The 22,908-nt window shown below is 34.7% G+C and carries 24 protein-coding genes, 1 tRNA gene, 1 other RNA gene and 2 pseudogenes; 9 read left to right on the top strand and 19 right to left on the bottom strand.

Going from position 1 to position 22,908, the window contains the following annotated elements:
- Window positions 1-308: 308 nt before the first annotated feature.
- From ACIQVU_RS18190 to ffs, 6 genes are all read right to left on the bottom strand, one after another.
- Window positions 309-581 carry a pro-sigmaK processing inhibitor BofA family protein gene (locus tag ACIQVU_RS18190; protein ID WP_340803753.1) on the bottom strand — a complete coding sequence of 91 codons (273 nt, stop codon included), beginning with the start codon at window positions 579-581 and terminating at the stop codon, window positions 309-311.
- A gap of 75 nt (window positions 582-656) precedes the next feature.
- Window positions 657-872 (bottom strand): YaaL family protein, encoded by a 216-nt coding sequence (locus tag ACIQVU_RS18195; protein WP_340803752.1) that lies wholly within the window; start codon window positions 870-872, stop codon window positions 657-659.
- Window positions 873-885: 13 nt separating this feature from the next.
- Window positions 886-1,482, bottom strand: a complete 597-nt coding sequence (gene recR / locus ACIQVU_RS18200; protein ID WP_205446338.1) for a recombination mediator RecR — start codon at window positions 1,480-1,482, stop codon at window positions 886-888.
- A 12-nt stretch (window positions 1,483-1,494) separates the two neighbouring features.
- Window positions 1,495-1,809, bottom strand: a complete 315-nt coding sequence (locus ACIQVU_RS18205) for a YbaB/EbfC family nucleoid-associated protein (RefSeq protein WP_053995236.1) — start codon at window positions 1,807-1,809, stop codon at window positions 1,495-1,497.
- Between the two features lie 20 nt (window positions 1,810-1,829).
- Entirely contained in the window at window positions 1,830-3,623 is a 1,794-nt protein-coding gene (gene dnaX / locus ACIQVU_RS18210) for a DNA polymerase III subunit gamma/tau (RefSeq protein ID WP_340803749.1), read from the bottom strand.
- Between the two features lie 143 nt (window positions 3,624-3,766).
- Window positions 3,767-4,034: signal recognition particle sRNA large type (gene ffs / locus ACIQVU_RS18215), an RNA gene on the bottom strand.
- A 199-nt stretch (window positions 4,035-4,233) separates the two neighbouring features.
- Between ffs and ACIQVU_RS18220 the strand changes: the two genes are divergently transcribed.
- From ACIQVU_RS18220 to ACIQVU_RS18235, 4 genes are all read left to right on the top strand, one after another.
- Window positions 4,234-4,326: transfer RNA gene (locus tag ACIQVU_RS18220), tRNA-Ser, on the top strand.
- Window positions 4,327-4,591: 265 nt separating this feature from the next.
- Window positions 4,592-5,851 carry a sensor histidine kinase gene (locus ACIQVU_RS18225; RefSeq protein ID WP_340803748.1) on the top strand — a complete coding sequence of 420 codons (1,260 nt, stop codon included), beginning with the start codon at window positions 4,592-4,594 and terminating at the stop codon, window positions 5,849-5,851.
- Window positions 5,852-6,730 (top strand): response regulator, encoded by an 879-nt coding sequence (locus ACIQVU_RS18230; RefSeq protein ID WP_340803747.1) that lies wholly within the window; start codon window positions 5,852-5,854, stop codon window positions 6,728-6,730. It begins immediately after the preceding gene.
- Window positions 6,731-6,820: 90 nt separating this feature from the next.
- Window positions 6,821-8,095 carry a cation:dicarboxylate symporter family transporter gene (locus ACIQVU_RS18235; protein WP_340803746.1) on the top strand — a complete coding sequence of 425 codons (1,275 nt, stop codon included), beginning with the start codon at window positions 6,821-6,823 and terminating at the stop codon, window positions 8,093-8,095.
- Window positions 8,096-8,166: 71 nt separating this feature from the next.
- On the opposite strand, the pseudogene ACIQVU_RS18240 reads toward ACIQVU_RS18235, so the two are convergent.
- From ACIQVU_RS18240 to ACIQVU_RS18250, 3 genes and pseudogenes are all read right to left on the bottom strand, one after another.
- Window positions 8,167-8,568: pseudogene (locus ACIQVU_RS18240) on the bottom strand (transposase); the annotation flags it as partial.
- A 447-nt stretch (window positions 8,569-9,015) separates the two neighbouring features.
- Complete coding sequence (locus tag ACIQVU_RS18245; protein ID WP_340803744.1) at window positions 9,016-9,984, bottom strand: alpha/beta fold hydrolase; 969 nt, start codon at window positions 9,982-9,984, stop codon at window positions 9,016-9,018.
- Window positions 9,977-11,152 carry an MFS transporter gene (locus tag ACIQVU_RS18250; RefSeq protein WP_340803743.1) on the bottom strand — a complete coding sequence of 392 codons (1,176 nt, stop codon included), beginning with the start codon at window positions 11,150-11,152 and terminating at the stop codon, window positions 9,977-9,979. Before ACIQVU_RS18250 ends, ACIQVU_RS18245 begins: the two co-directional genes overlap by 8 nt.
- Window positions 11,153-11,524: 372 nt before the next feature.
- On the opposite strand from ACIQVU_RS18250, the gene ACIQVU_RS18255 reads away from it, so the two are divergent.
- The 4 genes and pseudogenes from ACIQVU_RS18255 to ACIQVU_RS18270 all read left to right on the top strand — a co-directional run bounded on the left by ACIQVU_RS18255 (window position 11,525) and on the right by ACIQVU_RS18270 (window position 14,170).
- The gene (locus ACIQVU_RS18255) at window positions 11,525-12,187 is read left to right on the top strand and encodes a hypothetical protein (protein WP_340803742.1); all 663 of its coding nucleotides are present in this window, start codon (window positions 11,525-11,527) and stop codon (window positions 12,185-12,187) included.
- Window positions 12,184-12,915: a hypothetical protein gene (locus tag ACIQVU_RS18260; RefSeq protein ID WP_340803741.1), complete on the top strand. Its 732-nt coding sequence runs from the start codon at window positions 12,184-12,186 to the stop codon at window positions 12,913-12,915. The genes ACIQVU_RS18255 and ACIQVU_RS18260 overlap by 4 nt, the downstream gene beginning before the upstream one ends.
- 147 nt (window positions 12,916-13,062) lie before the next feature.
- Window positions 13,063-13,431: pseudogene (locus tag ACIQVU_RS18265) on the top strand (cation:dicarboxylate symporter family transporter); the annotation flags it as partial.
- Window positions 13,432-13,720: 289 nt separating this feature from the next.
- Window positions 13,721-14,170 (top strand): hypothetical protein, encoded by a 450-nt coding sequence (locus ACIQVU_RS18270; protein WP_340803740.1) that lies wholly within the window; start codon window positions 13,721-13,723, stop codon window positions 14,168-14,170.
- Between the two features lie 46 nt (window positions 14,171-14,216).
- On the opposite strand, the gene ACIQVU_RS18275 is transcribed toward ACIQVU_RS18270, so the two are convergent.
- The 8 genes from ACIQVU_RS18275 to ACIQVU_RS18310 all read right to left on the bottom strand — a co-directional run bounded on the left by ACIQVU_RS18275 (window position 14,217) and on the right by ACIQVU_RS18310 (window position 20,525).
- Entirely contained in the window at window positions 14,217-14,837 is a 621-nt protein-coding gene (locus ACIQVU_RS18275; protein WP_340803739.1) for an RraA family protein, read from the bottom strand.
- Between the two features lie 125 nt (window positions 14,838-14,962).
- Complete coding sequence (locus ACIQVU_RS18280; RefSeq protein WP_483869655.1) at window positions 14,963-15,517, bottom strand: LOG family protein; 555 nt, start codon at window positions 15,515-15,517, stop codon at window positions 14,963-14,965.
- A 47-nt stretch (window positions 15,518-15,564) separates the two neighbouring features.
- Window positions 15,565-16,233, bottom strand: coding sequence for a deoxynucleoside kinase (locus tag ACIQVU_RS18285; protein WP_340803738.1), 669 nt, complete (start codon window positions 16,231-16,233; stop codon window positions 15,565-15,567).
- Complete coding sequence (locus ACIQVU_RS18290; RefSeq protein WP_402896642.1) at window positions 16,230-16,868, bottom strand: deoxynucleoside kinase; 639 nt, start codon at window positions 16,866-16,868, stop codon at window positions 16,230-16,232. Before ACIQVU_RS18290 ends, ACIQVU_RS18285 begins: the two co-directional genes overlap by 4 nt.
- Window positions 16,869-17,106: 238 nt before the next feature.
- Window positions 17,107-19,518, bottom strand: a complete 2,412-nt coding sequence (locus ACIQVU_RS18295; RefSeq protein ID WP_402896644.1) for a heavy metal translocating P-type ATPase — start codon at window positions 19,516-19,518, stop codon at window positions 17,107-17,109.
- An 81-nt stretch (window positions 19,519-19,599) separates the two neighbouring features.
- Window positions 19,600-19,806, bottom strand: coding sequence for a copper chaperone CopZ (gene copZ / locus ACIQVU_RS18300; protein ID WP_402896646.1), 207 nt, complete (start codon window positions 19,804-19,806; stop codon window positions 19,600-19,602).
- A 14-nt stretch (window positions 19,807-19,820) separates the two neighbouring features.
- Window positions 19,821-20,153: a metal-sensing transcriptional repressor gene (locus ACIQVU_RS18305; RefSeq protein ID WP_402896648.1), complete on the bottom strand. Its 333-nt coding sequence runs from the start codon at window positions 20,151-20,153 to the stop codon at window positions 19,821-19,823.
- Window positions 20,154-20,231: 78 nt separating this feature from the next.
- A complete protein-coding gene (locus tag ACIQVU_RS18310) occupies window positions 20,232-20,525 on the bottom strand; it encodes a hypothetical protein (RefSeq protein ID WP_402896650.1) in 294 nt (97 codons plus the stop codon).
- Between the two features lie 63 nt (window positions 20,526-20,588).
- On the opposite strand from ACIQVU_RS18310, the gene ACIQVU_RS18315 reads away from it, so the two are divergent.
- The gene (locus tag ACIQVU_RS18315; RefSeq protein WP_402896652.1) at window positions 20,589-21,269 is read left to right on the top strand and encodes a hypothetical protein; all 681 of its coding nucleotides are present in this window, start codon (window positions 20,589-20,591) and stop codon (window positions 21,267-21,269) included.
- Between the two features lie 260 nt (window positions 21,270-21,529).
- On the opposite strand, the gene ACIQVU_RS18320 is transcribed toward ACIQVU_RS18315, so the two are convergent.
- Window positions 21,530-22,471 (bottom strand): cation diffusion facilitator family transporter, encoded by a 942-nt coding sequence (locus tag ACIQVU_RS18320; protein WP_402896654.1) that lies wholly within the window; start codon window positions 22,469-22,471, stop codon window positions 21,530-21,532.
- Window positions 22,472-22,486: 15 nt separating this feature from the next.
- A complete protein-coding gene (locus tag ACIQVU_RS18325; RefSeq protein ID WP_340803728.1) occupies window positions 22,487-22,792 on the bottom strand; it encodes an ArsR/SmtB family transcription factor in 306 nt (101 codons plus the stop codon).
- Between the last annotated feature and the right edge of the window lie 116 nt (window positions 22,793-22,908).

The raw sequence follows: 22,908 nt of genomic DNA on the forward strand, positions 1-22,908 counted from the left end.
GATCAAACTCTCCATAAAAAGAAATTTGATTTGCTCAAATTGTTTTGCTGGCATCTCATCTTCATTCGATGTCCAAAATTATTTCGTTCACTTACCAAAGTAAGCTACTAAAATTTATTGATTACGTTTTGCTTGTTCAGTTTTCAAGGTTCATTTATTCGTTGCCGTTCGCTTCTCGACAGCAACTTTTATATAATATCACGCCACAAACAAAGTGTCAACATAAAATTTTATTTACTTTTTTGTTTCAAGCTGTTGTATTAGCGACTTTTATAAATATACCATAATATTTTTATATTGCAAGTGTTTTATAGAAAAAATATTAAAGCTGTTATCCCTAAAACGCCTGGAATACCTAAAATAGCAATTGTTAGCACTGAGAATAAATTGATTGGCACATTATATCCAAGATAACCAATACCTAAATGAATCATAAATAATAATAGAAAGGCAAATGCAAATCTAAACCAAAACACAGATAGTCCCTCTAATATTTTACCTAGCTTAGCATGTCTTATTATGACATAAAGAAAAAGAAGCCCTACAGGAACACAAATACTCATAATTACTAACCATGACATATGGCTACCTCCTTAAATAGAATAACTATGAAAGTTTATGTTTCCTGTTTTGCTTCTATGAATGCTTAGTAGGACCTATTTTAATAATATTTTACGGATTCTAGCTTCCTTAAATAAATAAAAATGAATGCTTTCTGTTGCTTTGCGTTGGGCAATAATTTCAAGATCATAGTCATCCATTAATTCTTCTATGACCTTTGCCTGTTGCAAATCCTCTTTTGTTGCCTTCATAAGATTTACAAGTTTATCATCGAATTCTTTTTTTAACTTTCTTTTACTACGGAAGAACATAGCAATCCCTCACTCATAACTCTCTTCGGCCTTCCATTGCTTTAGATAACGTTACCTCATCAGCATATTCTAAATCTCCACCTACTGGTAAACCATGTGCAATACGCGTTGTACGAATACCTGACGGCTTTACAAGTCGAGATATGTACATAGCCGTTGCTTCACCCTCAATTGTTGAGTTTGTAGCTAAAATAAGCTCTTGAACACTTTCATCCTGTAAACGAACTAATAAGGAAGCAACGTTAATATCCTCTGGTCCAATACCATCCATCGGTGAAATCGCACCCTGTAATACATGATACATACCATTATAATCGCGCATTTTTTCCATGGCGATGACATCTTTCGTATCTTGCACAACACAGATAACAGAATGATCTCGCTGTTTATCCGTACAAATATGGCATGGATCAACATCTGTTATATTGCCACAAACAGAACAGTAGCTTAAATTACGTTTAGCATCAATTAATGCTTTAGAAAAAGATAAAACATCATCTTCTTTCATTGACAACACAAAAAACGCCAGACGAGCCGCGGTTTTCGGCCCGATACCTGGCAATTTCATAAAACTATCAATTAATTTTGATATTGGTTCTGGGTAGTACATATCAATGACCTCCTAGAATGGAAGGTTTAAGCCTTGTGTGAATTTACCCATTGTTGAGTTTGTTTTTTCTTCTACCTTTTTCAACGCTTCATTTGTTGCAATCACAATTAGGTCTTGTAGCATTTCGATATCTTCTGGGTCCACCACTGATTCATCAAGATTTACTTCTACTACTTCACGTTGACCAGACACAATGACTTTTACCATGCCGCCGCCAGCAGTGCCTTCAAATTGCTCTGCATTTAACGCTTCTTGTGCCTCCATCATTTCCTTTTGCATTTTTTGCATCTTTTTCATCATACCTTGCATATTTCCCATTCCACGCATAAATATTTTCCTCCTAAAATTTAATCTTCCACTACTTCAACAAAGTCTTTCCCAAATAATTTTTCTGCCTCTGTCACAAGAGGGTCCTGTGAAGCAAGAGGTTGAGCATCATCAATAAATGGTTCTTCTGACATTTCTGCTGGTGGCGGCTCTAATAGCTCCAGCTCCTCCTCATGCTCTGAAGCTGCTGTTGTTTGCTTGCGTTGCTGCAGACCATGGTCACGAATAAACTCTTCTCGCATCTTTAACCAAGATTCCTCTGGTATACATAGCATTTCATACGTTGTACCAGTTTGCCCAGCAATCAATTGTGTAAAATGAGCCTTTAGGGACTGATTATCAGCAACCATCTGACAATGAATATCATACTTGAATTTTAACACAAAAGCACTCGAAGATGCCGCAACAGGCTCAGCTTCTGCCAAAAGGGCTGATTGTGATTTTTGCATTTGACTTAGCGCTTGTGCCCATCCAGATTTTATACGCTGCACATCTTGCTTTGTCGCATCCTTTAGCACCTCTTGAATACGACCAGTTGGTGCTTTATAACCGTTTGGACTTTTGGCGCGTGGTCGTTGCTCTTTGGGAGCCTGTGTTGCTTGTGGAGATGCTCCTGTTTGTAATTGTAAGGATAGTTGTTGAACCGTTTGCTCAAGTGCCACAATTTTTTGAGCAAGTTCTGGACTTAATGCTACTTCATTTGTCGTAGCACCTTGATTTGTAGCTCCCCCCGAAAACTGTACCATTTTTAATAACGCTGTTTCTAAATAAATTTTCGTATGGTGAGAAAATCGCATTTCTTGCTGTGTTTTAGCAAGGATATCGATATAGCCATAGAGCATATCTGGCGCAAATTCATGTGCTAATGTAAATACACGCTCCTCAGGTGACACAAGTTCTAATAATTCAGCTAAGTCGTCACTTATTTGCAGTAATAATAAATCACGGAAAAATGTAATTAAATCTTCTGAAAGACGCAGTGGGTCCTTACCATCTGCAATAAGCTGCTCTAATAGTGCCAGCATTTGCGCAACATCTTTCTCTTTAAGCGCCTCAGCTAAGTCATAAAAAACATCCTGACTAATTGAGCCGGTAACAAGCAATGTATCCTCAAGCTTTAATTTTTCCCCACTGAATGAAACTACTTGGTCTAATAAGCTTAACGCATCACGCATTCCCCCTGCGGCTGATTGTGCAATCACCTTTAAACCTTGTTCTTCATAAGGCAAGTCAATATCTTCTAAAACAACCTTCATACGTTCAATAATATCATTAGTAGAAAGTCGTTTAAAATCAAAGCGCTGACAACGAGAAATGATCGTAGCAGGCAATTTATGAGGCTCTGTCGTTGCTAAAATAAATACAGCATGTGGGGGTGGTTCTTCTAATGTTTTTAATAGTGCATTAAAGGCACTTGTAGAAAGCATATGCACTTCGTCAATAATATACACTTTGTATCGGCTATTTGCGGGTGCAAAGCGCACCTTTTCTATAATATCTCTAATCTCTTCAACACGTGAATTCGAAGCTGCATCAAATTCAATAACATCTGGATGAGAGCCATCTGTAATACTTAGACAGGTAGCACACTCATTACAAGGCTCTTTTGATGGCGCATGCTCGCAATTTAAAGCTTTAGCAAAGATTTTAGCTGTACTTGTTTTTCCTGTACCACGTGGCCCAGAAAATAAGTAAGCATGAGTCGTTTTATTCGCTAGGAGAGCATTTTGTAGCGTTCTTTTGACATGTGCTTGACCTGACATTTCTCGAAAAGATTGTGGTCGATACACACGATAAAATGCTTGGTACGTCACTATTTCCCTCTCCCCTTCTCCATTAAATAGAATAGTTTTATTATAGCATTTGCTTCCTTATATATAAAATGAAGTTATGACATTAAAAATAAAAACGCATCCACCTATAAGTAGGCGGATGCGTTTGAATTGGCAAATTTATGCCGTGCACCTTTCCTTGACAGCCGCACATAAGCGTTACTCTTGTCGTTAGCTCAGATTAGGCAACCCCGCGGCACATGAATAAGACCACTTAATGCTGCTTCCTTCCGGACCTGACATGGTTCATGGGTATCCATTGCGCAGGACCCAATCGTCAACACTACGTGCAAAAGGCAGACCAAACAATACGGACAGCCTCGAAAAAGGAATTCAGTCTCGCTAGAGCGGATTGCGAGTTACAGGACACCGCTACCTTCCCACCTAGCACGGCAATAACTAGTATACTGACAGTTTGCATAAATTGCAACTTAATACACCAATTATTTATTGCCAATTTATGAAGTACACTCGCTTCACTTCTCAAGTTATTAATTTGAAGCAAATTAATTTTTTCAATAAATATATTGACGTATGCTTTTAATTGTGTTAGATTTATTTCTGTCGATAAGATAAACGAGTTATATATTATGGAGGTATACCCAAGTCTGGCTGAAGGGATCGGTCTTGAAAACCGACAGGCGGGTAACACCGCGCGGGGGTTCGAATCCCTCTACCTCCTCCAGTTTTAAAATTCCGACTACAAATGTAGCCGTTTTTTTTTGCCCAAAATTGTATGTATTACTTATTAAATACCACTTCCATTTCGGTTGTGGTATTTTTTCGCTTTACCTTGGTTCAGCAAATTATTTTTGTATCGAAAGCGAAGCGTTAGCGGCAGGTACAATTATGATGGGGCATAATTGATTAGCAAATACTTTTTAAATAAGGGCATAAATATTAACTTTTGCTAAAATAAAGGAACATCATCATACCTGGAGGTTATTTAAGTGCATTCAAAGGTATCCATAACGCGAGCTTCCCTAACTTGGATTTTTGTCATTGCTATCTTGACTGCCATTGGTAGTGAAATTAAAATCATCCCTTTTGCCAATACAACATTCCGCTTTGGCTTAGGGACAATTATCTTCTTTTTATGTACGTTGATTAAGCCAACACCGATTATTTTAGCTGGTATTGCTACAAGTATCGTAACGGCAATTTTTCGTATTAGTTATTCTACTTTTCATGCTGTTCCATTAGCTGATAGTATGTCAACGCATTTGCCAGCAGCAGCATTCTATATATTATTTGCCATATGCCTACAAATATTAAATGTTCAACAATATAAAGAAAAGCCGTTCAAGCTAGGTTTACTTGTTGCTTTTAGTGAGGTTATTTGTAATTTAGCTGAACAAATATTGCGCTTTTTTGTGCAAACCTATACATTTTTATTTCTTCATGATCTTTTGATTTTATTAGCAGTCGCATTACTACGCAGCTTTTTTGTTGTTGGTATTTATAGCTCAATTTTAATAGCTGAACAAAAAAAGCGTGTACAAGAAATGTTGAATATTGGCTCTGATCTCTATGTGGAAACATTGTATTTAAAAAAGTCTATGAACCATATTGAAACCATCACAGCAAGTGGATTTGAATTATACCAGCGCTTAAAGGCACAAGGTCAACGTGCAGAAAGTATACAGGCTCTTCATATTGCCCAGGAAATTCATGAGGTAAAAAAGGATTCACAACGTATATACGCTGGTATTTCAAAAATTGTTGGTGAAAGAAACTTTGATCCTTTTGTGATTTCAACATTATTGCATTATATTGAAGAAGGGAATCGTAAATATGCTGAATTTCTTGGAAAGGAAATACAATTTAAAACAAGTATAGATGTTGATTTTGAAGCAAAAGAGCCTATCGCACTTTTAGCTCTGTTAAATAATTTATCAGCAAATGCAGTTGAAGCTATCGAAGAACAAGGATTTATTTCTATTGCTATTCGGCAGCAAGAAGATAATACTGTAATAACAGTATGTGATAATGGCAGAGGGATTTCCCATCATGATTATTCGGTTATCTTTGAACCAGGATACACCACAAAATATAATATAGATGGTGTTGCAGCAACCGGTATTGGACTTTCACATGTAACTGAATTAGTAGAAAAATTAAAAGGTTCAATAACCGTTGAATCAAATCAACAATACACAACATTTAAAATCATAGTTCCTACACAAACTATACAAACAGGAGAAAGTTAAATGAGGTATTTTATTGTAGATGATGATCGTGCAAGTCGTGTGATGTTAAAACAAATTATTGAGGATAGTGGCTTAGGTACAGTAATTGGTGAGGCTCGTAATGGCGAGGATGCCATACCACAAATTTTAATGACACAGCCTGAATTTGTATTAATTGATTTACTAATGCCAAAGCTTGATGGAATTGCAACAGTTGAACAGCTTATGCAAAATCGCTTTGAAGGGCAATTTATTATGATTTCACAGGTTGTCAATAAGGAAATGGTTGGTGAGGCATATGAAAAAGGTATTGAATTCTTCATTCATAAACCAATTAATCGTATCGAAGTTGAAAATGTGTTGAAAAAAACAACCGAACAGTTTCGGCTGAAGAATTCCTTACTAGTAATACGTCAATCACTAACAAACATCGAATTAAGCGAACAAAAGGCTCATAAAGCAACATCACGAGATCATATTCAATCTATTTTAAATGATATGGGCATTGTTGGCGAAATCGGTAGTGAGGATATTATTGCGATTATTGAAACATTGCTGGCGCATCAACATAAAATTGCACCTCTTCCTCCTTTAAAGGAGCTTTATGAGGAAATCGCAGCTACTACAAAAACTACACCAGATGAAATATTAAAGGAAAGTAAAGCTATTGAGCAGCGTGTACGTCGAACAATATTAGCTGCTATGATTAATCTTGCTAATTTAGGGGTTGTTGATTACACAAACTCAGAATTTGAATATTATGCCCCTCGTTATTTTGATTTTAAAGAAATTCGTCAGTTAATGACACAGATTGAAGACCATAAAAATCGAAAAGCAAAGGTAAATATTAAAAAGTTTATTCAAGTGTTATATTCAGACATTTTAACAAAAGTAAATTAATTTGTTCGGATTTTGTCGGATTCCATAAGTCCTCCATATTATTAAAATAAGGCATGTCCTAAAAATTTAATAATAGGGGGTACGAGGGACTTGAAAAAGAAATTTAAAATCAGTTTAGCCACTCAAATTTTACTTGGTTTAGTTTTAGGGATCATCGTTGGTGGTATCTTTTATGGAAACCCCAAGATTGAAACATATTTACAACCATTAGGGGATATCTTTTTACATCTAATTAAGATGATTGTTGTACCGATTATTATTTCAACACTAATCGTTGGTGTAGCTGGTACTGGGGATATGAAACAGCTTGGGCGACTAGGCGGAAAATCAATTATTTATTTTGAAATTATTACAACAGTAGCGATTATCGTTGGGCTACTTTCCGCAAACCTATTCCAGCCTGGTGCAGGGCTAAACATGAACGAGCTATCTCAAGGAGATATTTCAAAATATGTCACAACAACAGAGGAAGTTCAGCACGAGGGGCCATTTGATATTATTGTAGGCATTGTGCCAACAAATATTATTCAGTCTATGGCTGAAGGCAATATGCTTGCGATTATCTTCTTCTCTGTTATTTTTGGTTTAGGGGTTGCCGCAATCGGTGAACGAGGAAAGCCAGTCTTAGATTTCTTCCAAGGGGTAGCAGATGCGATGTTCTGGGTAACAAACCTTGTGATGAAGTTTGCTCCATTTGGTGTATTTGGGTTAATTGGTGTAACCGTTTCCAAATATGGGTTCGCTTCATTAATACCACTTGCTAAGCTAGCGATTCTTGTTTATGCAACAATGCTATTCTTTATCTTTGTTGTGCTTGGACTTGTAGCAAAATTTGCTGGCATTAGCATCTTCTACTTAATTAAAGTCTTGAAGGATGAATTAATCCTAGCATTCTCAACAGCTAGTTCTGAAGCTGTATTACCACGTATTATGCTGAAAATGGAGAAATTAGGTGCGCCAAAGGATATCGTTTCCTTTGTTATACCAACAGGGTACTCCTTTAACTTAGATGGCTCAACGTTATACCAAGCCATTGCCGCATTATTTATTGCGCAAATGTACGGTATTCACCTAAGCATTGGTGAACAAATTACGTTAATGCTTGTATTAATGGTAACGTCTAAAGGTATTGCAGGTGTACCAGGAGTGTCATTCGTTGTTCTTTTAGCAACATTAGGTACTGTTGGCATTCCACTTGAAGGTTTAGCATTTATCGCAGGTATTGACCGTATTCTTGATATGGGACGTACAGTCGTTAACGTAATTGGTAACTCATTAGCATCATTAGTGATGGCAAAATGGGAAAGCCGTTTCGATCAGGAAAAAATGAAAAATTACTTTAATGATAATGAAAATTTAGCGTAATTTAAAAAAATCCTAAAGATGTTGGATGGCATCGTGAAGTGATCCCTAAAAGTTAGACACGGTTATTTCATTTAGGCTACTTGGGTAAGCTGAGTTCGGTATTGTACCGGACTCAGTTTTAATTTTGCCTTAATTCGTTTCGTGTTGTAATACGTTATATGGTTTTCGAGTTCCAATTTAAAATGCTCAACACTTTCGAACTCCTTTAAATAAAGGAATTCCGATTTCAAAATCCTAAAGAAATTCTCCATCATTGATTTGTCATAACAGTTGCCTTTACGTGACATACTTTGCACAATGCCTTTTCATGCAAGTGCGTGACGGTATTGCTTCATTTGATAATGCCCGCCTTGATCGGAATGCATCAGTAATTGGCGTTCTTCTAGTAACTTCTCTAATGCTTTCTCCAACATTTCTGAAACAAGTGAATACGTTGGTCGATAACCAATTGTGTAAGTAATAATCTCTCCGTTGTTTGTAAATATCATATGTTAAAGGCGAAAATATGAATAAATTTTGCATTGTAAAATCAATTTAATTCAAGTGATCCGTTAATTTTCATTGAAAAATCATATTAGAATGTATTTTAGATGGTACGAAAGAGTTAAAAACCTATATCCTCATTTTTCGGTCCTATAACATGTTCATCATTTTCTTCTAAAATTTCTACGGGAATAGTATTAATCATAAATATATCTCCTAAAATAATATTTATATTAAGTTCTCTCACATATATGTTTTGTCATTCTAATACGTTTTTCTTCAACTATAAAACCAGACTTACTAAAAAGTCTTTTGGTCCTTCATCACTTCTAATTGTTGATAAATACATTTGATTTATCTCCATGTTGTTTAAATTTTTTCTAATTCAAATTGAACAAAAAAGATAGTGGCAATATTTCTTTTATAAAATACACTCTTTAATTGAAGCTATCAGCCTCGTGTGTTGATTGAATAAAATTAATCAATGCCTTTAAAAATTCTTTTGGTTGATCCATCATTGCTTTGTGTCCTGCATTTTCTAAAAGAACTAGCTCCTTTTTAGGTGCGCTAATATCGTTAAAGAAGTTAATTTGATGTTGAACAGGAACAACCCAATCTTTTTGCCCCAATATTAAACAGAATGGAATCCTATAATTTAAAGAATAATTATAAGCACTGAACATTCCTAAAAATTTAAAAATTTCATCTTGATTAGAACTAACTCTTTTTTGAATTGTCAAATCTTCAGGAATATATATTGGACTGTTAAGTAATTCTTCCTTCTTGCTCATTCCGGAATTGGAATTTTCAAAAAACATTCCGTAGTCTTCTATATACTGATGAAATTTATCTAATTTCTCTCTAATATTCGATAAATTTTTACCTGGATAATCCTTTCCTAATTCAGATAATTTTTTTAATCCCTCTGCATTTTTTTCTTTAAGTAATCTTTTATGCAATTCTTGATAAACAACGTGTTCGTCTTTCTGAGTATCTATGAGTTGTCCAGTTCCACAATAAAATAAAATATCTTTAGGAAAATGATTTACATAATATAACCCCGGAACAGTACCCCAAGATCTTGCTATAATTCCTATCTTTTCCTTATTAAACTTTCGCTTTAAATATTCAATAAGTGATTTCAAACTGTCAATAATGTATTCAAAAGTTGGAATAAAATCTGGATTTTTTATAGCCGTCCTTCCAGCACCTGGTTGGTCCCAAAACACTACGTTAAAATGCTTAAACCACTCTTTAAATATATATGAGCGTGTACCATATGCAGCTCCTGGCCCCCCATGTAAAAATATAATTAACGGTTGTTCACTATTTTTACCATTGATTGAAATAAATTGTTCTATTCCATTTAATCGTATGTATTTATTTTCATTAATAGTATTATCCAATTAAATTCCCTCTCTTTGTATCCCATATTTTTATAATTATAACTGTAACTAATCCGAAGGCTCCTATTACAAATAAGGCATATTTAACTAGTGATGCTAGTATCAAAGGAAATAAAAGCTGTCCGAGTGGTGTTAAAACACCAGCAATTAAAAAAACAACCCCAAACACTTTGCCAATATTATCCTCGTCAACACTCAATTGTAATTTTGTGAAAAATTCAACATCAAAAATTGTTGTACTTAACCCTATAATAAATCCTCCTGTTATACAACCAATCATAGAAAAAGAACTAATAATAATACCGGTCATTATCAATAATACTGGAGTCCATAACGGAATAGATATTTTTTTCTTATCAAAAAATTGAAGTAATAAAGGAGCTATTAAAGCACCAATAGCAGTAGTTGTAAGAATCATACTATACCCAAAATCAGAACCCATATACTCAATAACAAACATAGGCATAAAAATGTCATACCCTCCAATAAAAATATTGGCGATGCTAACTAATATTAATGTGTTGATGATCAAAGGGCTATTTTTAATTACTAAGAAACCTTGCTGTAATTGCTCTATAAAAGTTGAAAAACTTAACTTACTTTTAATCTTATTACTAGTAGAATACTTAAAATTCATTTCGAGAATTGCAGAAACTAAGAAAGAAATACCATTAAATAAGAAAAATAATTCCGGTTTAATATATAAAATTAATATATTTGCTAAAACTGGAGATATTAACTTAATTATTTGTTTTAGTATCGCTTGAACTCTATTAATAGATTTTATTTCTGAATTTTCGAAAATATTCTTGAAAATTCCTTTACTAGCTATAGCATATAATGATTTAATTAATCCCAAAACTAAGCTAGTAATAGCAATAACTATTAAAGAAAAGCCATATTCAATTAATATTAGAAATGCTGCAAAACATGCTGCAGAACTAATTAAATCTGTAATAATCATTATTTTCTTTTTATTGAAGATATCAGCTAAAACGCCTGGAATAAAGGATAATATTGCTATAACCATAGCAGGTATACCTATAATCGCACCCAGAATTTGAGCATCGCCAGTTTCTTTTACAATCCACCATTTCACAACGAAATCAAACATTTGAGTTCCTATCATTGTAATAGAAAAGGCCAAAATAAAATATTTTCTATTCATAAAAAGCTCCTTTAATATTGATTTATAGAATTTTACCATAAAAAACGTAAGAATTTTTATTTATTTAAAAAAATTCCAAAAAAAAATATAAATACTAAAAAAAGTATTTACTTTTTCGTAAATTATTGGTTAAATTTTAATTAAGAGAATTATTAAAGTAATTTTCTGTATATTTAAAAAGGGGGTTGTCGCTATGTCTTTCGATAATTTATTAGAAGATTTAAACAAAGCTTCAGAAACTACATTAGAACAAACTGCTTCGCTTTGTTCAGTCTAACTATTAAAGTTAGTCAACTAATCTAAAACAAAAAAGTACCGATTCAAGGATGTCTTCACTTTGAATCGGTTTCTTATTGTAGAAAGGAATAATATATGACATCTAATATAGAGAATGAAATCGGTTTTATTCTTCCAGATGCTAATTTTTTTTCTGAAATTTGTGATTGGAAGGGAGAGGAATTCGGAGGCTGGATTTCACCTTTTGTTGTTCAAAGATCTTCGGTATTTTTAGACACAAAAAATTTCAAATTATATAGAAATAACAAAGTTTTATCTTTAGTTACAAACGCTAGCTTAAAAGAGCCTAATATGAATAAAGTTATGTTTAAAATCGGTAAATACGAAGACAATTTCAGGAAAGAATTTAATGTTTTCTTTAAAAGAGGTAAGGACATAGACGGCTATTTAAATGAAATTTTTTTGCTTGCTGGAGAAGAAAATTTAACTAAAAATTTAATTTCTCAACTTGTTATGAAACAGAAAAGGTATAAAAGATATTTCATTGAAGATAATACAAAAATTTTTATAAGCATAGATTCCATTTCTTATTTTAGGCCTGAGGATTTAAATAATATCATCGGAACTATATATATTTGTGAAATAGAAACAGCTGAGATTTCTGTATCTGTATTCGTTGAAGAAAAAATTAAAGAGCTTATAAATATTATAAAAACTAAATACAGAGGTATATCATCAAATAAGTCAAAATATGAACATGGATTGGCATTTTTGAGTGCTCTGGAGGAAGCAAAATGACTATTCTAGATGAGTATAAATCTTTTATAAATTTATTAGAAGAATGCAAAACAAAATATGGTGAATTTAGTAATTCCACTCTTATCGTTAAATTATCTATTTATATCTTTTTAATTGAAAATAGTAATTTAAAGCCTTTTCAATATAGAATAGAATTACTTAACGATATAATCAAGCAATATAACGATGCTCCGTTATTATCTACACGTCCACCTGTGATGATTGATAATGATGGGGAGGACGCTTTTATTTTTATTCCTGATATAAATGATCAATATGATAGACATAAAAATGAAATTAAGACCCGCATCATTAATATGGACATGCCTGAACAATTTAATAACATAAAAATTAATAATTGGTATATATACGTAACCACTCTAGATGATAAAATTTTGATTCTAGATAGTCCTCAAACTACCACAGAATTAATTACTGGTAGAAAAAACAATTTGTGGGGGGACGTACAACCTGAACATCCTCTTTTATTATGCGATTACGAAAATCTTATAGTTAAATCTGCTGGAGAAATGTTAGTAACAAATGATAAGGTAAGTGATGATATGCACATTCTAATCAACAATAAATCTGGCCATTTTAAACCTAATGTTTCTAGTATAAAAATCACAAAGACGTTAATAAAGAAATATTTAAATATCTTAGATGATAAGATTCATACAATTCCTTTTGATTTTGAAGATTCCTTTAAGAAAAAAAAACAAGTATAACTTATTGAACTAAAACCTGAATAAGTATACGGTAAGCCCGATATCAAACCACACATATTTTTTCGATACGCCTCCCAATACTATTAAGGTATAAATTCTAGGGAGGTTTTTCTTATGCCAACAAACAAAATGCATTTGCAAAAGAGGTCAATCAACCTAGATGGCTCAACGCTCTATCAAGCAATCGCTGCATTATTTATTGCGCAAATGTACGGTATTCACCTAAGCATTGGTGAACAAATTACGTTAATGCTTGTATTAATGGTTACATCTAAAGGTATTGCAGGTGTACCAGGGGTGTCATTCGTCGTTCTTTTAGCAACATTAGGTACTGTTGGCATTCCACTTGAAGGTTTAGCATTTATCGCAGGTATTGACCGTATTCTTGATATGGGACGTACAGTCGTTAACGTAATTGGTAACTCATTAGCATCATTAGTGATGGCAAAATGGGAAAACCGTTTCGATCAGGAAAAAATGAAAAATTACTTTAATGATAATGAAAATTTAGCGTAAAAGATAAATATATTTTTATAGAGCTACCATCAAAAAGTCATTTTTATTACTTTTTGATGGTAGCTCATTTGGTAAAAAAGTAATATTTTGTATTCAAGGATTGGAAATGGATTTTTTTAGTGTTAATATATAAATGTAGTAAATAAATATATACTATAGGAGTGGTAAAATTGAAGAGAAAAATACGTTTAACTACAGCAACTGTTTTATGTACAACAATGTTATCGATCCCTTTATTTTCACCAGTTTCTGCTCAAGTAAGTAACTCAAAAGATCGGTTTATTAATTTATGAAAAAAATATTTATTATAATCCTATTTTGTTTTATATTATCAGGATGTAGTCCTAAATTTGATCAGGTTGAATCTGGCATTATAGATGATATAACATTTGAATTAATCTCTAAAAGCATTAATCCAAACACGAGGATAGAATATCTCATTAAACTAACGAATAACAGTGATTATACAATTGCCCAAAATAACGTATTATTCGGCTTTATTAATGATCCTGAAGAGCATGGAGAAACGACTAATCCGTTTAGAGTGCTTGCGACAGGCAATCGCTTAAATATTAAGTCTGGTGAAAGTGTGGAGCTGTCTGTTTCCTTTCCACCTACTTTCTATAAAGAATTTACAGAATCTGAGGTAAGAATAGCGAATATTTATATTGTTGGCTATGTGGATCGTTTAAAAGAGGAAAATCGCTTTGAATTTACGACAAGTTTAGCATTGCAATAATCTAAAATGCCAAAGCGTTGTGTGATCAACACTTTGGCATTTTAGTTTACTTCGCTAATACTTTATCTAAATAAGCAATAATGGATTCCTTGCCATTTGCATGTGCTTCCTGTGCGCGCTTGTCATCCTTGTCGACTTTTGCCTCAGCAGCCTCAACCACTTTTTCTGCATCCTCTTGTGGTACAACAATAACGCCGTCTATATCTCCAATAATATAATCTCCAGGCTGAACGGTTACGCCACCTATAGCAATCGGCACATTTACTTTACCACCGCCATTTTTATTGCCAGCCGCTACCGTTGTACCTAAAGCAAATACAGGGAAATCCAGTTCACGAATGGCCGCAATATCACGAATTACCCCATCCACAACAAAGCCCTGTACGCCAATCCCCTTCGCTAAGGATATTACAAAATCTCCAGCCACAGCTCGATTTGTATTACCCTTTGCATCAATAACTAAAATATCACCTTCATTGGCAGCTCGAATCGCCTCCAACACTGCTCCATTTTCGCCATCTGGCAAACGTACTGTTACTGCTCGTCCAGCAATTTTAAAATGATCTGCTAATGGCTTAATATCGCTACGTAAATTCGTATGCCCACCTGTTGCATCTGAGATTGCTGTTGTTGGTAAATGCTGAAAACTTACTTCCACTTTCGTCATCCGTAGCACCCCTATTATGATTAATATAATCCTTACACCTTTATTGTAAATAAAACACAGTCACTATTTCAATACATCTCAAAAACTAAATCGCACCAATCAAAAATAGCTGGTGCGATCATTTATTACTTATATGCTTTTAATAAATGTAATAGCTCGTCTGCTGTAGTGGCTACATGAATAAGTGCTTGTTGCTCAGCACGTATAAAGCCTTCCTCCAGCATTCGCTTAAAATGCTGTAAAATTGCATCATAAAATCCTTGTACATTATATAAAATAATTGGCTTTTCATGCAGTCCAATCTGTGCCCATGTAAACACCTCGAAATATTCATCTAATGTACCTGCACCGCCTGGAAGAGCAATAAATGCATCAGCCAACTCTACCATTTTTGCCTTACGGATATGCATGGAATCAACAAAATGAATCTCTGTTAATGAAGCATGTGCCAATTCTCGCTTCTGTAAATGTGTAGGCATCACACCGATTACTTCTCCTCCTGCTGCTAGTACAGCATCGGCTACCTTGCCCATCAATCCTGTTTTTGAACCGCCATACACCACACCATGACCATTTTCAGCAAGCAATGTGCCTAGCTCATTCGCCTTCTCCGCATAGATTGCATTTTTCCCTAAACTAGAACCACAATAAACAGCGATTTTTATAATAATCCCTCCTATTCAAAAAACGTGAAACAATCAGCTATATATTGTTCCACGTCTTGTAGTTATTTTCGTAAATGGCTTGTTTGTTTTAGCATATGACTGATGCGGCTTACAATTGATTCAATGGCATCTGGATTTTTTAATAAATCATAATCATTAATATCTAAACGTAACACTGGGCAAGCGTTAAAATTATTAATCCAATGCTCGTAGCGCTCATGCATTTCCACCCAGTAATCATTTGGTGTTTGTTGCTCCATTGCACGTCCACGCTCTTGAATGCGTCCAATCACCGCATCAATCGGTCCCTCAAGGTAAACCAGTAAATCAGGATGTGGGAAATATGGTGTCATCACCATTGCATCAAATAAATTTGTATATGTTTCATAATCTGTTGGACTCATTGTTCCTTTATCATAATGCATTTTAGCAAATATCCCTGTATCCTCATAAATAGAACGATCTTGTACAAATCCTCCACCATACTCAAAAATACGTTTTTGCTCTTTAAAGCGCTCTGCTAAAAAGTACACTTGTAAATGGAAGCTCCATTTTTCAAAGTCCTCATAAAATTTATCTAAATATGGATTTGTATCGACTTTTTCAAAGGATGTACGAAACTGCAATGCCTCCGCTAGCGCCTTTGTCATCGTTGATTTCCCGACCCCTACAGTACCTGCAATCGTAATAACTGTTTGTGGTGGAATATCATATTTCTCTCTTAAACTCATAATTGCAGACTCCTTTGTTGTAACGTATCCTTAATTGTTTTTAAAACATAGCTTAAATCATCTGGATTTTTCACAAAATCAAGCTGATCCCCATTAAAGCGAATAACGGGAATTTCAGGGTGCATCTTCTCAAAATGCTCGATAAAAGAATGATAATCCAGCACAAGCTGATCCATATAATCGCGAGAAATCATTTTTTCAAACTCTCGACCACGCATGGCAATACGTTCCATTAACATGTCAACGCTTGCATATAAATAAACGACTACATTCGGCACTGGCATATCCTTCGTTAAGATTTTATAAATTTCCTCATATTTTTCATACTCTGTGGGTGCCAATGTACGCTTCGCAAAAATTAAGTTTTTAAAAATATGATAATCTGCTACAACAGGCTTGGCATGTGCCAATCGAAATTTTTGAATATCTGTTAATTGCTTATAGCGATTACAAAGGAAGAACATTTCCGTTTGGAAGCTCCACTCCTCTATATTTTCATAAAACTTATTTAAAAAGGGATTTTCGTCTACTATTTCTTTTAATAGATGGTAATTAAATGTTGCGGCTATCTCTTTCGATAAAGAGGTTTTCCCAACACCAATCGGACCTTCTACCGTAACAAATGGAACCGTCACAAGAGGCCCCTCCTTTATGTTTAAAAATAAATCAGTGCTTTTCATTGTACCATATCGTGAACATGAAAAATAGAATTATCCTAATGGTTAGTTAAGTAAAAAAGAGTTTGAAATTAATACTGATGTGAAATGGAAAATCATAATGTTAAAAATATCCAACACAAACTATTTATTAAATTAATCGCTAAAAGCAAAATGAACTGCATCCCCAATCAATAGGTCTACAGTTCATCATGATTTATAATTTCACTCGCTGTAAACGCAATGCATTTAAGACAACTGATACAGAGCTAAACGCCATCGCTGCACCTGCTACCCATGGGGCTAATAAACCAATGGCGGCAATTGGAATACCTAATGTATTGTAGGCAAATGCCCAAAATAGATTTTGCTTAATATTACGCATTGTTTTACGGCTCATTAAAATAGCATCTGCAATACTATTTAAGTCACCACGAATTAATGTAATATCTGCCGCTTCCATGGCAACATCTGTACCAGTACCAATTGCCATTCCAATATTCGCTGTAGCAAGTGCTGGTGCATCATTAATGCCATCACCCACCATCGCTACCTTTTTACCAGCAGCCTGCAATTTTTTTACCTCCTCTGCTTTGCCCTCTGGTAGAACCTCAGCAATAACACGATCAACGCCAACCTCTGCCCCAATTGCCTGAGCTGTACGTTCATTATCTCCTGTCATCATAATGACTGTAATGCCCATTTCCTGTAGTCGATGAATCGCTTCTTTTGATGTATCCTTTACTGTATCAGCAACAGCAACTAAGCCTGCATATTGACCGTTAATCGCCGCTAGCATTGCTGTTTTACCACTGCGTTCAAGCTGCTCCATTGTCGGTAAAACTGCATCAATAGCAATATTGTATTGCTGCATTAATTTCCGTGTACCAATGATAACACCTTGCCCTGCCACAGTTGCCTGTACACCATAGCCTGGAATTGCCTCAAAAAATTGAACATGCCCTAGCTCAATACCACGCTCCTCAATTCCTTGGACAATTGCCTCTGCTAATGGATGCTCTGACTGCTTCTCTGCTGCACCAATTAATGATAAAAAGCGTGCTTCCTCCTGTCCCGAAGCTAATAACACATCTGTTAAAACAGGCTTACCATGTGTTACTGTACCTGTTTTATCAACAACAACTGTATTAATACTTTGCGTTTGCTCTAAGTGCTCGCCACCTTTAAATAAAATACCAAATTCAGCAGCACGCCCTGACCCTGCCATGATGGATGTTGGTGTAGCTAGCCCAAGCGCACATGGACAAGCAATTACAAGCACTGCAATTAATACTTCTAACGCAGGTGTAAACTCTCCCGGTTGCACCCAAATAATCCATACTAAAAATGTGACAAGCGCGATACCAACAACAATCGGTACAAAAATACCTGAAATTTGGTCTGCTAAACGTTGAATAGGGGCTTTGGAGCCTTGTGCATCCTCTACCACTTTAATAATTTGCGCTAAGGCTGTATCGCGACCAACCTTTGTAGCTATCATTTTGATAAAGCCATTTTTATTGATTGTAGAACCAAATAATGGATCACCTTGTTTTTTATCGACTGGTAAACTCTCACCTGTTAGCATGGATTCGTCAACGGCTGTTGTACCTTCTATTACTTCGCCATCAACTGGAATTTTTTCACCCGGTTTAACGAGAATTGTATCGCCAATAATAACCTCTTCTAAAGGAACTTCCTTTTCCACGCCATCACGTACAACAATGGCTGTTTTTGCTTGTAGCCCCATTAGCTTTTTAATCGCCTCTGATGAGCGACCTTTTGCCTTTGCCTCAAATAATTTACCTAATAATATTAATGTAATTAAAACGGCACTTGTTTCAAAATAAAGATGTGGTCCATGATGTGAGCCTGCTGTGGCAATTGCTTGATAAACACTATAGAAATAAGCAGCCGATGTACCCATAACAACAAGGACATCCATATTGGCACTACCATTGCGCAATGCTTTATAAGCACCTACATAAAACTGTTTACCAATAATAAATTGCACCGGGGTTGCTAGTAGCATTTGTACCCATGGATTCATCAAAAATTCTGGCACATATAAAAACGATGTAAATGAAAAATGCCCAACCATCGTCCACAGCAACGGCAGCGAAAGAATAGCTGATAAAATAAATTTTTGCTGCTGCTGTTTAATTGCCTTTTCTCGATGATCTACTGTTTCCTGTTCATCTACCTTTTGATGCGCCCCATAGCCTAGCTTTTCTACTCTTGCAATAATATCCACCATGCTTACCTCTGAAGGATTAAACTCAATCATTGCTTTTTCAAGTGCTAAGTTAACAGTAGCAGTAGATACACCGCTAAGTTTATTCAGTCCTTTTTCTATACGAGTCGCACAGGCTGCACAAGTCATCCCTGTAATATCAAGCTCTGCCTTTTGTTTCACAATGGCATAGCCAAGTGCTTCAATTTTCTGCTCAAAATCTGCTTCACTTAGCTTTGCCGGATCATACTTAATAGACGATTTTTCAAGCGCTAAATTAACAGTTGCCTGCTCTACACCATCCATTTTATTCAAACCTTTTTCAATACGAGTCGCACAGGCTGCACAGGTCATTCCTGTAATTTGTAAGTTTGCTTCTTTCATTTCAGAACTCATCTATCTTTCACCTCTCCTTATACCGATAGGGGGTATAAAATTTTGAAAATAAGAGAGTGCCTATAGAAGCACCCTGTAATATTATTTTACATCATAGCCTTGGTCATCGATTGTTTCTTTAATTTGCTCAAGTGATACTTTTGCATCATCGAAAGCTACATCAACTGAACCTTCTGCTAAATGAACAGTTACTTGCTCAACACCAGCTAAAGCACCTACGCTTTTTTCCACCGCATTAACACAGTGACCACATGACATACCTTCTACATTTAATGTTACATTTTGCATCATAAATCGCTCCTTTATTTTTTCATTAATTTTTGAATTGTTATAATTAGCTCATCTAATACAGCCTCATCGCCCTCTGATAGACGATCTACGACACAGCCCTTTAAATGACCCTCTAATAATATTTTTGCGACACTATTTAAAGCAGACTGTGTAGCAGACAGCTGTGTAATTACATCATCACAATACACATCTTTTTCAATCATCCCTTTAATGCCACGAATCTGACCTTCAATACGATTTAATCGAGTAGTTAAATCCTTTTTCACACGCTCAGGATGATGACTTTTGCGACAAGACGTAGTTTCCTCTGTATGACAAACATCTTCTTTTATGATATTCTCCATCACTACACCTCCGATTTCATATCTATCATACTATACCCAAGAAGGGTATGCAAGCGTTAAGGATTATTACTGACCGCTTTAATAGTATAGATTAGCCCATATTCCTTTAATCCAACCAATTATTTTTTTATAAGCCCATATTAAAATTTTAATCATGTAGTAAAAAAATATAATATTCACGATAAAGCCTATTCCAAGGAAGCTAAAGCCTCCATTAGTATATAAATATAACCAATCAGCAGGAAAGCCATAGATAGCTTTAATAAAATCTTCTCTACCATCTCTACTTCCACTAATAAAAGGTATACAAATTACTAAAACAATACTAATAATGATTATCCATATTTTATATACACTGGATTTATCTTTCATAATTATCCTCCCTCGTTTATGATAATAATGTATAAAAAAACAAATTTTGGGGGTTTTTAAAAAATGAAAAAATTAATTTTATCTCTTTTTCTTTCTCTTTTTGCAGTAAGCGCTATAGGAAGTACTGTTTTCGCATCACCAGAGGTTAATGAAGCTTCTAAAGAAATATTACCAAAAATAGAGTCTATTTCCAATAATTCGGATTATATTGATTTAATTGATATAAATGAATTACCTGAAGGGGCACCTGTTATTAACTTTGATACAGTGGAAGATTTCGAACAAGCTATCAAAGAATTAGAAAATGAAGATACAGAATTAAATTTATATGAAGACACAGAAAGCAGTTCTTTATCAACTCCTCTTATTACTACTATGGCTACTAGTTCAACAACTGACCGACTTGAAGTATGGGTAAAACCATCACTCAATCCTATTAAGAGCGCTACTCAACCAGTAACTGTTACTGTTGATTTAAGCTATCGTTATAACGGAAGTGGATCCAGCAAAACATTCTCATCAATAACGGGAGTTTCATCTTTTAGTTTAGCATTCCCAACAACTTGGGTACAAACTGGTTATAGTAGTTTTTTCTATAATTTTAATAAAGGAGTTACTATAGAACTATTAGGTTATAACCGGTTAGGTATAGTAATTGGCGAGCAACCTATAGGGGCACAAGTAAAGGATGAAATAACATTTAGCTATGCTTTAGGTGGCTCAAAAACTCTATTTGAAAAGTAAATATTGTTATATTATCTGTAGTTAAAAACGCTGAAAAATGAAATTTAATATATAAATAAAATACCTTACTAGGCTGTTTAATCCCCATATTTAATGAGAATTAAGCAGCCTCATTTTACTCTTATTCTTTCCTTATCTTTTCATTGGTCAACAAATAGTGCTTTACACAAGTAATAGATTGTAAAATCATAGGTTAGAAATGCCGATGTTTCAGATTTTGAAGAAAGCTTTTCTAGCAAGTTTAAAAAATTAGAACGTAATTAATGGTGATGATGCTCATTTTTCAATTGACATAAAATTGAATTATCATGCTGATGGGAGGCTGTTTCTAGCTGAATTGTGACATGCTTAATGCCTTTATGCTCAAGATTATGTTCAATTTTTCGTAAAATACGCTCACTATCAGCTACTGTTAATTGCTCATCGACAACCGCATGACAGGACAATGCATTTGTACCACTTGTAATTGTCCAAATGTGTAAATCATGAATGCTTTTAATACCATTTGTTTGTTCAATCACTTCAACGATTTCTGTCACATCTACATTCTTCGGTGTGCCCTCCATTAAAATATGAACAGCATCCTTTGTGACGTAATAGCCGCTTCTTAGCACCAGTAATGCTACAATCACACTTGCTAGTGGGTCTGCCCAACTCCAGCCTAAAAACATAATTAATAATGCAGCAATAATAGCTCCTACAGACCCTAGCATATCACTAAGCACATGTAAAAAAGCACCACGCATATTTAAGTTATCCTTTGTATCACTACCACGCATCATAATCCATGCGACTAAAATATTTACGAAAAGCCCGATTGTACTAATAATAAGCATTCCTGTTGTCGCTACTGCTGGTGGATTGGCAAAGCGTTCAATCGCCTCATAACAAATAAATAATGCGATAACGATTAATGTTACACCATTTAACACAGCCGCTAAAATTTCAAATCGTTTATAACCATAAGTTTTACTATAGCTAGCAGCCTTTTCCCCCATAATAAAAGCTAACAGGGCAATACCTAAAGAAATAGCGTCACTTAACATATGTCCTGCATCTGACAGAAGTGCCAAGCTATTTGTAACAAAGCCACCAATTGCCTCAATAATCATATAGCTTGTAATAATAATAAATGATAGTAATAATACTTTTTTATTTGCACCATGTGTATGGTCATGCCCATGATCGTGATGATGTCCCATTAGTATCCCTCCCATTTAATGATGTGTTGCATGGTCGATCGCTTGTTGCAATAAATTCATCACATGGTCATCATCCTTTGAATAGTAGAGGGTTGTGCCCTCTCGTCGAAACTTCACCAAGCGTAAATTTTTTAAAAAACGCAATTGGTGTGAAACGGTTGATTGACCTAAATCTAAAATTTCTGCAATATCATTGACAGAATGCTCGTCGGTACATAGTAAATTTAAAATACGAATGCGCGTTGGATCGCTTAATGCTTTAAATGTTTGCGAAACTACAAACAATGTTTCCTCATCTAAATGCTGATTGCCATTACCCATAACAGACAACTCCTTTTATATATGAACATATAATCATATATAAATATATAACGACTGTTTATTATTGTCAAACGCTTTGGAAAATATAAAATGCCATGCCTCTACTAAAAGGAAAC

This window comes from Lysinibacillus sp. NPDC098008, from assembly GCF_044760715.1.
Classification (GTDB): domain Bacteria; phylum Bacillota; class Bacilli; order Bacillales_A; family Planococcaceae; genus Lysinibacillus.